The organism is Massilia sp. 01N417 (assembly GCF_056399645.1).
The window spans coordinates 1-13,008 of the sequence record NZ_JBFTRS010000009.1; the positions used below are offsets into that span (position 1 = coordinate 1).

9 protein-coding genes are annotated in these 13,008 nt (G+C 64.3%); 7 read left to right on the forward strand and 2 right to left on the reverse strand.

Annotation, left to right across the window (positions count from 1 at the left end; all coding sequences use genetic code 11):
- The 6 genes from AC1DOQ_RS11580 to AC1DOQ_RS11605 all read left to right on the forward strand — a co-directional run.
- The coding region (locus tag AC1DOQ_RS11580; protein WP_477363606.1) for an acyl-CoA dehydrogenase family protein at nucleotides 1-383 on the forward strand (383 nt) is incomplete at its 5' end.
- Nucleotides 384-530: 147 nt separating this feature from the next.
- Nucleotides 531-2,309, forward strand: a complete 1,779-nt coding sequence (locus AC1DOQ_RS11585) for a sensor histidine kinase (RefSeq protein WP_477363609.1) — start codon at nucleotides 531-533, stop codon at nucleotides 2,307-2,309.
- Nucleotides 2,302-3,651 carry a sigma-54-dependent transcriptional regulator gene (locus AC1DOQ_RS11590; RefSeq protein ID WP_477363612.1) on the forward strand — a complete coding sequence of 450 codons (1,350 nt, stop codon included), beginning with the start codon at nucleotides 2,302-2,304 and terminating at the stop codon, nucleotides 3,649-3,651. The genes AC1DOQ_RS11585 and AC1DOQ_RS11590 overlap by 8 nt, the downstream gene beginning before the upstream one ends.
- A 60-nt stretch (nucleotides 3,652-3,711) precedes the next feature.
- On the forward strand, nucleotides 3,712-5,514 hold the full coding sequence (locus AC1DOQ_RS11595; RefSeq protein ID WP_477363615.1) for an ABC transporter substrate-binding protein: 1,803 nt from the start codon (nucleotides 3,712-3,714) through the stop codon (nucleotides 5,512-5,514).
- Between the two features lie 181 nt (nucleotides 5,515-5,695).
- Nucleotides 5,696-8,548, forward strand: a complete 2,853-nt coding sequence (locus tag AC1DOQ_RS11600; RefSeq protein ID WP_477363618.1) for a TonB-dependent receptor domain-containing protein — start codon at nucleotides 5,696-5,698, stop codon at nucleotides 8,546-8,548.
- Between the two features lie 91 nt (nucleotides 8,549-8,639).
- Nucleotides 8,640-9,710, forward strand: coding sequence for a S66 peptidase family protein (locus tag AC1DOQ_RS11605; RefSeq protein WP_477363621.1), 1,071 nt, complete (start codon nucleotides 8,640-8,642; stop codon nucleotides 9,708-9,710).
- A 9-nt stretch (nucleotides 9,711-9,719) separates the two neighbouring features.
- Here the strand turns inward: AC1DOQ_RS11605 and AC1DOQ_RS11610 are convergent, their stop codons facing one another.
- Entirely contained in the window at nucleotides 9,720-10,259 is a 540-nt protein-coding gene (locus AC1DOQ_RS11610; protein WP_477363624.1) for a PaaI family thioesterase, read from the reverse strand.
- Nucleotides 10,260-10,325: 66 nt separating this feature from the next.
- Nucleotides 10,326-11,234, reverse strand: a complete 909-nt coding sequence (locus AC1DOQ_RS11615) for a LysR family transcriptional regulator (RefSeq protein WP_477363627.1) — start codon at nucleotides 11,232-11,234, stop codon at nucleotides 10,326-10,328.
- 101 nt (nucleotides 11,235-11,335) lie between these two features.
- Here AC1DOQ_RS11615 and AC1DOQ_RS11620 point away from each other — a divergent pair, with 101 nt between their 5' ends.
- Nucleotides 11,336-12,352: a zinc-binding alcohol dehydrogenase family protein gene (locus AC1DOQ_RS11620; RefSeq protein ID WP_477363630.1), complete on the forward strand. Its 1,017-nt coding sequence runs from the start codon at nucleotides 11,336-11,338 to the stop codon at nucleotides 12,350-12,352.
- The last annotated feature ends 656 nt before the right edge of the window (nucleotides 12,353-13,008 follow it).

The window sequence follows — 13,008 nt, forward strand, 5'->3', positions numbered from 1 at the left end:
GCTGGCACACCGCGCGCCAGTACGTGCTGGACCGCAAGCAGTTCGGCAAGCCGCTGGCTGCGCACCAGCTGGTGCAGAAGAAGCTGGCCGACATGCWGACCGAGATCACCTTGGGCCTGCAGGGCTGCCTGCGCCTGGGCCGCATGAAGGACGAAGGTACGGCGGCGGTCGAGATCACCTCGATCATGAAGCGCAATTCCTGCGGCAAGGCGCTGGACATCGCCCGCGTCGCGCGCGACATGCTGGGCGGTAACGGCATCTCCGACGAGTTCGGCATCATCCGCCACATGGTCAACCTCGAGGTGGTCAACACCTATGAGGGCACGCACGACATCCACGCCCTGATCCTGGGCCGTGCGCAGACCGGCATCGCGGCGTTCTGATCCTTGCCTTCCGGGCGGGCACGCATGAGATACTGCGCGCTCGCCCGGGACCGCTGACCCGGGAGTCATGTGGACAGGAATGCAATGGCTTTGCGCAGTTGGAGATCGAATCGGAAGCTCGGTGCCGCCTTCGCGGCATGCACGCTGGTGCTCGTCACCGTATCCGCCTACGCGATCGTCAAGAGCCGCCACCTGAACGAACTGCACCGTACCCTGGCCTCGCGGGCCGAGGTCTACGGTTCCACCATCGGCGGCGTGATCGACCGCTACGAATTCCTGCCGCTGGCGATCGCCCAGAGCGACCTGGTGTCCGCCCTGCTGGAGCATGAGGGCGGCGTGTCCGCCGGCGAGGTGAACCACTACCTCGAACGCATCAACCGGCGCGCCGGCGCCTTCGCCGTCTATGTGATCGGCCTCGACGGCACCACCTTGGCGTCCAGCAACTGGAAGGAGCCGACTTCCTACGTCGGCCAGAACTACGGTTTCCGTCCCTATTTCAAGCAGGCCGCCGGCGGCGGCACCGGCCGCTATTACGGCATCGGCGTGTCCACCGGCGAGGCCGGCTATTTCATTGCGCAACCCGTGTGGCGGCGCGAGCGGGTGATCGGCGTGGCCGTCGCCAAGGTCAATCTCGACTGGCTGGAGCGCTCGTGGCGCTCGCACGGCGGCAGCGAGCAGATCCTGGTCAAGGACGGCAACGGCGTGATCCTGCTGTCTTCCTTCGAGGGCTTCAAGTTCAAGCTCGAGGCGCCGCTGTCCGAGGCCGCCCAGCGCAGCATCCGCGAGCAGCGCCAGTTCTACCGCGAAGACCTGAGCTTGTTGCCGCACCAGGTGAGGGAGCGCTTTGCCGACGGCGCCTCGGTGCTCTCCTTCGACAATCGCACCGACTACCTGGCGGTCAGCCATCGCCTGGCGCCGCTGGAGTGGGACATCACCGTGCTCGCCGAACTCGACCAGGTGCGGGCGGCGGCCAGGAATGCGGCGTTTGCCGCCGCCCTCGGCTGGGCCCTGCTGATGCTGGGCGCCCTGTACGCGGGCCAGCGCCGCAGCCGCATCCGCGACCGCCTGAACGCCCAGCAGGCGCTGTCCCAGGCCTACGCCGAACTCGAGGTCAAGGTGGCCCAGCGCACCGAAGACCTGCAAAGCGCCAACCTGCGCCTGCAGGCCGAGGTGAGCGAGCGCGAGCGCGCCGAGCGGACCCTGCGCTATGCCCAGTCCGAACTGGTCCAGAGCGGCAAGCTGGCGGCGATCGGCCAGATGGCGGCCGGCGTCACGCACGAACTCAACCAGCCGCTGGCGGCGCTGCAGACCTTCTCGGACAATACCCGGGTGCTGCTGGCGCGCGGCCGCATCGAGGACGCGCTGGACAACCTGAATACGATCTCCGACCTGGTCAAGCGGCTCGGCTACATCACTTCGCAACTGAAGGGCTTTGCCCGCCGCAGCGACGACGGCAAGCAGTCGGCCAGCGTGCGCACCGCCTTTGCCCAGACCATGCTGCAGATCCGCACCCGTCCGGGCAGCGAGCGCCTGGTGCTGACCGAGGAATGGCCCGGCCACGACGTACTGGTGCCCTGCAATCCGATCCGGCTCGAACAGGTGTTCACCAACCTGGTGTCGAATGCGATCGAGGCGGTGGCGGCGCCGGGCGAAGTGCATATTGCCGTCGTCGTCCGGCAGGAGGGAGAGCAAGTCACGATCGAGGTCAGCGACAACGGTCCGGGCGTGCCGGTATCCCTCATCGACCGCATCTTCGAACCCTTCTACACCACCAAGGAACAGGGACTGGGGCTCGGCCTGTCGATCAGCGCCGGCATCGTCCGCGCCGCCGGCGGCGCGCTGACGGTCCGCAACCGCACCGCCAGCGAAGGCGGCGGCGCCCAGTTCATCATCAGCTTCACCTGCCAAAGGGAATCCCATGCTTGAAACCAGCTCCGACGGCATGCAAGTGCTGTACGTGGAAGACGATGCCGTGGTCCGCAAGGGCGTGCGCCAGGCGCTCGAACTGGCCGGCCTGAACGTCGTCGCCTGCGCCACGGCCGAAGAGGCGCTGCCGCACCTGTCGCCGGCCTTCCGCGGCATCCTGCTGAGCGACGTCAGGCTGCCCGGCATCGACGGCCTGAAGCTGCTGAAGATGGCGGTCGACAAGGATGCGACCCTGCCGGTGATCCTGGTGACCGGCCATGGCGACGTCTCGATGGCGGTCGACGCGATGCGCCAGGGCGCCTACGACTTCATCGAGAAGCCGTTTTCCACCGACCTGCTGCTCGAAGTCTGCCGCCGTGCGCTCGACAAGCGGCGCCTGGTGCTGGAGAACCTGGACTTGCGGCGCCAGCTGGACAACCGCGCCGGCATCGAAGCCCGGGTGATCGGGCGCAGCAGCGCGATGACCCGGGTGCGCCAGCTGGTGCTGAACCTGGCCCCCAAGGATGCCGACGTGATCATCCTGGGCGAAACCGGCACCGGCAAGGAATTGATCGCGCGCTGCCTGCACGAATTCAGCGAACGCAGCCAGCACCCCTTCGTGGCCTTGAATTGCGGCGCCCTGCCGGAGTCGATGTTCGAATCGGAACTGTTCGGCCACGAAGAGGGCGCCTTCACCGGCGCCCAGCGCCAGCGCATCGGCAAGATCGAGTATGCCAACGGCGGCACCCTGTTCCTGGACGAGATCGAAAGCATGCCGCTGGCGCTGCAGGTCAAGCTGCTGCGCGTGCTACAGGAGCGCAAGGTCGAGCGGCTCGGCTCGAACCGCCTGATTCCGGTGAATTTCCGCGTCATCACCGCGGCCAAGGAAGACCTGGCGGCGCTGGCGGAGCAGGGCAGCTTCCGCGCCGACCTGTATTACCGCCTGAACGTGGCCAGCCTGACCCTGCCGGCCCTGCGCAACCGGCGCGAAGACATTCCGCTGCTGTTCGAATTCTTCGTGCTGCAGGCGGCGCGGCGCTACGGCCAGCCGGCCCCGCTGGTGGGCGAGGAACTGCTGCATGCGCTGATGGCGCATCGCTGGTCCGGCAATGTGCGCGAACTGCAGAACGTGGCCGACCGCTTCGTGCTGGGACTGCTCGACGATAGCCTGGCGCCGGCCGAAGCCCGGCGCGAAGTCTCGCTGGCGGAACAGGTCGACGCCTTCGAGCGCTCGATCATCGAAGAAGCGCTGCGCCGCCATGGCGGTAACATCATCGATGCCGCGCAAAGCCTGAACATCCCGAAAAAGACCCTGTACGACAAGCTGAAGCGTTTCGACATCTCCACCGCGCAATTCCGCTGACGCGTATTGCTTATCGCTAAGGCCTGGGCCTATGATACGCAACGCTTTCAGGACCCTGCCATGCCGATACCCCGATTCCTCGCCGCCGCCGCCTCCCTGTCTTTCTCGTTCGCCCTGCTGCACTCGCCGGTCCAGGCCGCGCCAGCCGGCGAGCCGACGAAGGTCTTGCACATGTTCCTGTCGACCAGCGAGGCCGGCCTCGACCCGGCGGTCGGCTCGGACCTGGCCACCCTGTCGCTGCTGGAAAACCTGTTCGACCCGCTGCTGCGCTACGACTACCTGGCGCGGCCCGTCAAACTGCAGGGGAATACGGCAACCGGCCTGCCGGCGGTGGACGACGGCGGCCGCACCTACACCTTCCGGATCCGTCCCGGCATTTATTTCACGCCGGACCCGGCCTTCAAGGGCGCCAAGCGCGAAGTCACGGCCCAGGACTACGTCTACAGTTTCAAGCGCCTGTACGACCCGGCCCTGCATTCGCCCTTCGGCTACATCTTCGACGGCAAGCTGGCGGGCGACGAAGCGCTCAAGAAGAATTTCAGCTACGCCACCGAGATCCCGGGCCTGCAGGCGGTCGACCGCTACACCCTGCGCATCCGCCTGAAGGAGCCCGACAACAACTTCCTGTTCTACATGGCGATGCCGGCGGCGTCGGTGGTCGCGCGCGAGGTGATGGAAGCCTACCCGGGCCAGGCCGGCAACCACCCGGTCGGCACCGGTCCCTTCATGATCGGCGACTGGAAGCACAGCGACCGCATCGTACTGCTGAAGAATCCGGCCTCCAGCGCCGTCTTCCACACCAGCCTGGGCGAGCAGAACGATGCCGGCGATAAAACCCTGGCCGCGGCGCTGGAGGGCCGGCCGCTGCCGCGCGTGGACCGCGTCGAGGTCAAGATTGCCGAGGAATTCCAGGGCCGCATGCTGGGCTTCCTGAACGGCGAATACGATTACCTCGAGCAGGTGCCGGAATCGATGACCGACATGGTGATCCAGGACGGCAAGCTGAAGCCCGAGCTGAGCGCGCGCGGCATGCAGCTGACCCGCTTCCCTGTGCTGCAGACCTACTATATGTGGATGAACATGCAGGACCCGGTCGTCGGCGGTTATACCAAGGACAAGATCGCGCTGCGCCGCGCCATCTCCCTCAGCTACAACAATGCCGAGGACATCGCCCTGCTGAAGAAGGGCTTTGCGATGAAGGCGGATTCGCCGCTGCCGGCCGGCGTGCTGGGCTACGACCCCGATTACCGCAGCCCGGTACCCTATGATCCGGCGCTGGCGAATGCCCTGCTGGACCGCTACGGCTACGCCAAGCGCGACCCGGACGGTTTTAGACGCCAGCCGAACGGCGAACCCCTGACCCTGGTAATGAGCAGCGAAGCCACGGTCGGCGGCCGCCTGCGCGACGAGCTGTGGCGGAAGTGCCTGAACGCGATCGGCCTGCGCGTGGTGTTCAAGTCGGACAAGAAGCCGGAGATCATCAAGGCTTCGCGCCTGGGCAAGGTGCAGATGTTCGAGAGTAACTGGGTGGCCGACTTCCCCGACGGCGACAACTTCTACCAATTGCTCTACGGCCCCAACGCCGGCCGCGCGAACTATGCGCGCTTCAACCTGCCGGCCTATAACGAGCGCTACGAGCAGGCGCGTGCCCTGCACGACGGCCCCGAGCGGCAAAAGCTGTATTTCGAGATGAACCAGCTGATCCACGCCTATAACCCATGGGTGCCTCTCACCCATGTGCTCTCGGCGGATATCCGCCAACCGTGGCTGAAAAACTACAAACGCCACCCGGTCGAATTCACGCAATGGCGTTATCTGGACGTCGATGTTGCGGAAAGAGCACGCGCTACCCGAGGGAAATGATAGTTTTAGCTAGATTTTCCTTAGCTAAACATTCCCTGTAGTTATACTCAGCTCCGGATTTTTCATTGGAACGCGCAAATACGTCCGCGTACCCTCGAAATCAAAATAACGTAATGCAAAGACATTACTTGACAGTACTAAATCCCAAAAGACAGTCGCAGCACTACCCAAGGAGAGACGCGTGAAGTTGAAGAAGTTAGCACAGATGATCGCCCTGATCGGCATCGTCAGCCCGGCCGTTGCACAGGAAGTGCCGGCGGATAAGCCGATCCAGCGCGTCGAAATCACGGGTAGTAGCATCAAGCGCATCGCCAAGGAAGGCGCGCTGCCGCTGGAAATCATCAGCCGCAAGCAGATGGAAGACCAGGGCATCGTCACCGCCGAGCAGCTGATCGCCAACCTGAACGTCAACGGCAACGGCTCGGACAACCTGGCCTCGAACTCGGACGTCACCACCGGCGCCCAGCGCGGCAACAACGGCGCCTCGAGCGCCAACCTGCGCGGCCAGGGCGCCGACTCGACCCTGGTGCTGCTGAACGGCCGCCGCGTGGCGACCTACGGCATGAAGGGTTCGGCGGTCGACCTGAACTCGATCCCGATGGCGGCGGTGGAGCGCGTCGAGGTGCTGAAGGACGGCGCTTCGGCGATCTACGGTACCGACGCGATCGGCGGCGTGATCAACTTCATCACCAAGAAGAACTACCACGGCCTGGAAGCCCAGGCCTTCGAAGACGCCACCCAGCATGGCGGTGCGAACATCGCACGCGCCTCCCTGACCGGCGGCTGGGGCGACCTCGACAAGGATGGCTATAACCTGCTGGTGACCGCTGCGCGCAGCGAGAACAATGCCCTGAAAGGCAGCCAGCGCGACTTCGTCAATACCTTCCAGCCGAACCGCGGCGTCTCGGTCGATACCCGCGGCGCGCCGTTCGCGAACGTGTTCGGCGTGTCGCCGACCTCCTACGGTCCGACCCTGCTGGGCACCAACGCCAGCGGCGTGGCCAAGCCGGGCAGCACCACGCTGTACAACGGCATCAGCATCCTCGACCTGCCGGGCGGCAAAGGCTGCAACAGCATCGACGGCATGGCCGCCTACGACGAAAAACTGTGGGATACCCCGGGCGCCGCCTATGGCTGCGCATGGGATACGGGCCGTGCGGCCGTCCTGCAACAGCCGGTCACCAACAATAACGGCCTGGCGCGCCTGACCATCCAGCGCGGCGAACACCAGCTGTTCGCCGAACTGGTCGGTTCGCAAGTAACCTCGAAGAAGAGCTTCTCGCCGAACCAGATCTCGCCGTCGACCGTCAACTTCCCGTACAGCTCCTTCTACCCGAGCACCGGTTCCGCCTATGACATGGTGTACAACGCCCTGGTCAAGGAATTCCCGAGCATCGCCGCCAACTACGGCAAGCCGATCGCCTACCGCTGGCGCTGCATGGAGTGCGGCAACCGCGAGATCGAGACCGAAAGCAAGGCAGCCCGCCTGCAGGTCGGCGCCGACGGCCCGCTGACCCTGTTCGGCCGCCGCTTCGACTACCGCGTCGGCCTGTCGAAGGCCTACAGCGAAGCCGAATCGCACCTGGGCAAGGGTTATAACTACACCGTCGCCCTGGCCAATGCGCTGGGCACCGGCATCATCAATCCCTTCCTGATGCCGGGCGAGAAGCAGAGCCAGGCCGCGATCGACCTGATCAACAGCACCTCGGCCGAAGGCGTCACCATGTACGGCGGCAAGACCACCCTGACCCAAGCCGATGCCGCGCTGTCGGGCGAAGTGTTCCAGCTGCCGGCCGGCGCCGTCATGGCCGCGATCGGTACCGACCTGCGCCGCGAAGGCTATGAATTCAACGGCGACGGCCGCGCAGCCGCGGCCCGTCCGGCCATCCTGAACGCACCGTTCGACGACCAGAACGCGCTGAACGAGAAGCACCGCGACATCAAGGCGCTGTACTTCGAATTCCTGATCCCGGTCACCAAGTCGCTGGAACTGAACATCGCCGGCCGCCAGGACCATTACTCCGGCTTCGGCAACACCTTCAATCCGAAGTACTCGTTCCGCTTCCAGCCCTTCGATTCGCTGATGTTCCGTGGTTCGTACAACACCGGCTTCCGCGCACCGTCGTTCAACCAGCTGTTCAACGGCATCACCGAGTCGCAGTATGCCGGCAAGGACTTCGCCGATCCGGCCAAGTGCCCGACCCTGAAGGTCGACAGCACCAAGCCGGGCTGCGAATCGGTCACCCCGGTCATCTGGACCGGCGGCAAGGCCAACCTGGGGCCGGAAACCGCCAAGCAGGGCACGCTGGGCGTGGTCTGGCAGCCGCTGGCCAACTTCTCGATGAATGCCGACCTGTGGGAAATCCGCAAGCAGAACACCATCGACTCGTTCACGCTGACGACCATGGCCTCGAACTACAACCTGTTCAAGGACCAGTTCCTGCGTGACGCCGCCGGCAACCTGGTCGTCGTCGACCAGCGCTGGGTGAACGCCGGTGAACGCATCACCCGCGGCCTGGAACTGGGCGCCCGCGCCAACGGCAAGCTGGGCCAGGGCACCTGGAGCGCCGGCATCGACGGCACCCGCCTGCTGGAGAAGAAGTCGCGCGCTACCCAGAACAGCGATTTCGGTCCGAGCGAGATCGGCAAATTCCTCTTCACCGGCGACCTCGGCCTGAAGTGGAAGCACACCGCCAACGTGACCTACAAGCAGGGCGACTGGAGCACCACGCTGCTGAACGTCTACCGCTCGGGCTACAAGGACCAGGTGCTGCCGGGCGTGGCCAACGGCGTCGTCCATCCGGCCGACCTCAATCCGGACGTCAAGGCTTACTCGATCTTCCACCTGTCGTTGAGCTACACCGGCGTGCCGAACACCACGATCACGGCCGGCATCAAGAACCTGTTCGACAAGGACCCGCCGTTCGCGATCACCTACGACAGCAACTCGGGTGCGGGCAGCACCTGGGAGCCGCGTGTGGCCGATCCGCGTGGCCGTTCCTTCACGCTGCTGGTGAACTACAAGTTCTTCTGATCGCCCGCATCGCCAACGGCCCGTCGACCGGGGAGCGCGTCTCCCCGGCCCGCGGGCCGTTTTTCATTGTCTAATTCGAACGCTAGCGGATATGTCGAGTCACAGCAGAATCAGCAGGCGCGGTTTCGGCAAGCTGGCAGCCGCCTCGCTGCTGCTGCCGGCAGCGCTTTCAAGCCAGGCGGCCACGCGTCCGCGCACCTCTCCCATGAAACACCTGATCAAACCTCCCCGCCTCAACAAGGGCGACCTGGTCGGCCTGATCGCACCGGGCGGCTACACCAGCGACGCCTCGATCCAGAAGGCCGTGAAAAACATCGAAGCGCTGGGCTTCCGGGTCAAGCCGGGCAACTACCTGCGCGAAGTCTGGGGCAATTATGGCGGCACGGTCGCGGCCCGCATCGCCGACCTGCACGGCATGTATCGCGACCCCGAGGTGAAAGCCATCTGGGCGATCCGCGGCGGCTCCGGCTGCATCTCGCTGCTCAAGCACCTGGACTTCGACCTGATCCGCAAGCACCCGAAGATCCTGCTCGGCTACTCGGACATCACGGCCCTGCACCTGGCCATCCACCGCCACGCCGGCGTGGTGACCTTCCACGGCCCGGTGGCCTCGAGCACGCCGTCCGATTATTCGAACCAGCACATGCTGGCGGTGCTGATGGATCCGCGCGCCAGCTACACGATCCCGATGTCGGCCGAGAATGCGCGCCGCGCGCTGCAGGAGCCGCAATACGCGATCCGCACCGTGCATGGCGGCGTGGCCACCGGCCCGCTCATGGGCGGCAACCTGTCGCTGGTGAGTGCGCTGGCCGGTACGCCCTACGCCGCCGATTTCCGGGACAGCCTGCTGTTCATCGAAGAGGTGAACGAAGAGCCCTACCGGATCGACCGCTGGATGACCCAGCTCGACCTGGCCGTGGGCCTGGACAAGGCGGCCGGGGTCATGATCGGCATCTGCGAGAACTGCGGCCCGCAAGGTCAGGGCTCGTCCTTGAGCCTGGAAGAAACGCTCGACGTGCACCTGCAGCCCCTGCACGTGCCGGCGGTGAGCGGCTATTCCTTCGGCCACATCCGCAACCAGTTCACGATTCCGGTGGGCGTGCGCGCCACGCTCGATACCGAGCGCCAGACGATCACGTTGCTGGAGCCGGCGGTCAGCTGAGGCTTTGCCTCAGCGCGCGCTGAAGACCATGCAGGTGGTGGTCGCATGCGCGTACAGCCGGCCTTGCGCATCGACGATCTTGCCTTCGGCGGTGGCCAGCTGGCGGCCGCAATGCAGGACGGTGCCGATCGCGCGCAGCGGTCCGCCGTCCAGGCGCGCGCCGCGCACCAGGTTCACGCTCAGCTCCGCCGTGGTATAGGCCTGGCCGGGTTCCAGGCTGGTCTGCACCGCGCAGCCGACCGCCGAATCGAGCAGGGTGGCGTACCAGCCGCCGTGCACGGTGCCCATCGGGTTCAGGTGCTTCTGCTGCGGCGTACCCTGGAAGATCGCCTGGCCGCGGCTGACTTCGACGAGGCGGAAGTCGAGGGTCTCGGCGATCGGCGCGTAGGGAAAGCGGCCTTCGAGCAGGGCCTGCATGATGTCCAGTCCCGTCATCGACCGCGCCTGCTCGGCCGGCACCACGCCGGCACGCGCGCCGTTCCGCTCCGCCCGCGCCCGTACTTCCTCCAGTTGCCGCTGCCATTGTTCCATCGTCGCCTGCGCGTCCATGCCGCCTCCTTTTCATGATCAAAGGAGCATTCTGCACCGGCGGCGCCAAGTCTGCTGGCGGCGGCTTCAGCTGCCCAGCAGTGACTTGCAGCGGCTCACCAGGAATTCGCGCAGTACCCGCACCGCCGGCGACACCTGCTTGCGGTTCGCCACCAGCATCGTCAGCGGCGCATTGACGCCTTCCCACTCGGGCAGGATCAGGCGCAGGCGGCCACTGGCAAGGTCCGCATGCACGTCGATGCGCGAGCGGTAGCAGATGCCGAGGCCCGCCAGCGCCCAACGTTTGACGATCTCGGAATCGTCGGCCACGCGGTCGCCCTGCACGGCGATCTCGATCTCTTCGTCGCCCTTGCGGAAGCGCCAGCGGTCGTTGACGGTTTCGTCGAGCATGAAGCACAGGCAGTTGTGGTCTTCCAGCTCGCGCGGGGAAGCCGGCATCCCGTGCCGCGCCAGGTAGGCGGGCGAAGCGCACAGCACCCGCCGGTTCTCCGCCAGCAGCGGCAGCGCCACCATGCTGGATTCCGGCTGCACGCCGAAGCGCAGCGCGATGTCGACCGGCTCGCGGTAGATGTTGGCGAGGCGGTCGGTGAGCTGCAGCTTCAGCTTCACGCCCGGATAGCGCGCCTGGAAATCGTTCAGCCAGGGCAGCACCACATGGCGTCCGAGGTCGGAAGGCATCGAGATCTGCAGCTGGCCTTCGATCGTGTCCTGGCCGGCCCGTACCTCGTCTTCCGCTTCGCGCAGGCCGTCCAGTAACACCTTGCTGCGCGCCAGCAGGCGCTCGCCGGCCAGGGTCAGGCGCATGCTGCGCGTGCTGCGGATGAACAGGGCCGCGCCGAGGTCGGCCTCCAGGCGCTTCAGGCTGGCGCTGGCCACTGCCGGCGAGATGTCGAGCATTCTTGCGGCGGCCGACAGGCTGCCCTGTTCGGCGGTGGCGACGAAGGTCTCCAGGTCCTGCAGATTCTTGATTTTCAAGATTTCATTGAAAGTGATATCCGGATTGCCCAGTTTATCAAAAAGCGCCTGCTGGTCAGAATGGCATCCATCGCATCGTTATTTCGACAAGGAGCCTGCACATGAAAGCCATCGGATACCAGAACAACCTCGCCATCGATCAGCCGGAATCGCTGGCCGACATCACGCTGCCCGATCCGGTCGCCGAGGGCCACGACCTGCTGGTCGAGGTGCGCGCGGTGTCGGTCAATCCGGTCGACACCAAGGTGAGAAAGAGCGCCAAACCGGAAGCGGGGCAGTGGAAGGTGCTGGGCTGGGATGCGACCGGTATCGTGAAAGCCGTCGGCCCGGAGGTCACCCTGTTCAAACCGGGCGACCGCGTCTGGTATGCCGGCTCGATCGCCCGCGCCGGCAGCAACAGCGAGCTGCAGCTGGTCGACGAGCGCATCGTCGGCCGCATGCCGGCCTCGCTGGATTTCGGCGCCGCCGCGGCGCTGCCGCTGACCGGCCTGACGGCCTGGGAGATGCTGTTCGACCGCCTGCAGGTGCCGCGCGACGATAGCGGTAAAGGGAAGACGCTGCTGGTGATCGGCGCGGCGGGCGGCGTCGGCTCGATCCTGGTGCAGCTGGCGCGCCAGCTCACGCAATTGACCATCATCGGCACCGCTTCGCGCCCTGAAACGCAGGAATGGGTGCGCGAACTCGGCGCCCATCACGTGATCGACCACAGCAAGCCGCTGGCGGCGGAGATCGCGGCCGCCGGGCTGGCGCAGCCGGAGTACGTCGTCAGCCTGACCCACAGCGACCAGCACTTCGACCAGGTCGTCGAGGCCATCGCGCCGCAGGGCAAGTACGCGCTGATCGACGACCCGACCACGCCGCTCGACATCATGAAATTCAAGCGCAAGGCGGTGTCGCTGCACTGGGAGCTGATGTTCACGCGCTCGCTGTTCAACACGCCCGACATGATCGAGCAGCACCGTATCCTGGATCGGCTGGCGGAGCTGGTGGATGCGGGGACGATCCGTACCACGGCGAATGAGAACTTCGGGCGCATCAATGCGGAGAATCTGCGGCGGGCGCATGCGCTGATCGAGTCGGGGCGGGCGCGCGGGAAGATTGTGCTGGAGGGGATTTAAATGTAGAGACTTGCCCGACCGAAGTCGACTTATTGGCCTAGGTTTTCAGAATTTGGAAGACGCGTTGAAATTTACAAGCAACTCGCTCTTCGAATGGTTCTCTCTTAACGGGCAACGATGTGAACAGTAGAGTGAGGCCAAGAATTATATTTTCTAACTCATCTTTTCTAAAAACGATGCGTTTTCACTAAATCCTAAATCTTCTCTACCTTAAGCTAAGCCTCGGCGGAATCAGCCGGGGTTTGCCAAGACGACCATAATTATAAGAATCCAGGCATTGTGTAAAGAATGGGAGATCGAAATTATTAAATATGATCTTTTTAAATCGTATCTAAAACAATGAAAGAATGCATAGGATTGGATAAGAAAGAAGCAGAAAACTGTGATGCCCCACAGAAGGTTTTGCAATGAATGGATTCCTGATATTAATATTGAGGAAATTATAATTGAAAATTGCTTGAATTTCAGCTTAACACTGACATATATCGTAATCGAAAGTATCAATGATTCGAATAGAGGATTGAAAATTAAACTTGGGAACCATGCAATGTTTTGCTGACCTGCTGCGGTGCCAATTGTGCGAAACAACTCGGGGTGATAGACAGAAATTGCGGACGTAATCAGCGCGCCGATCAAAGTTGTTGGAAGTGATGCAT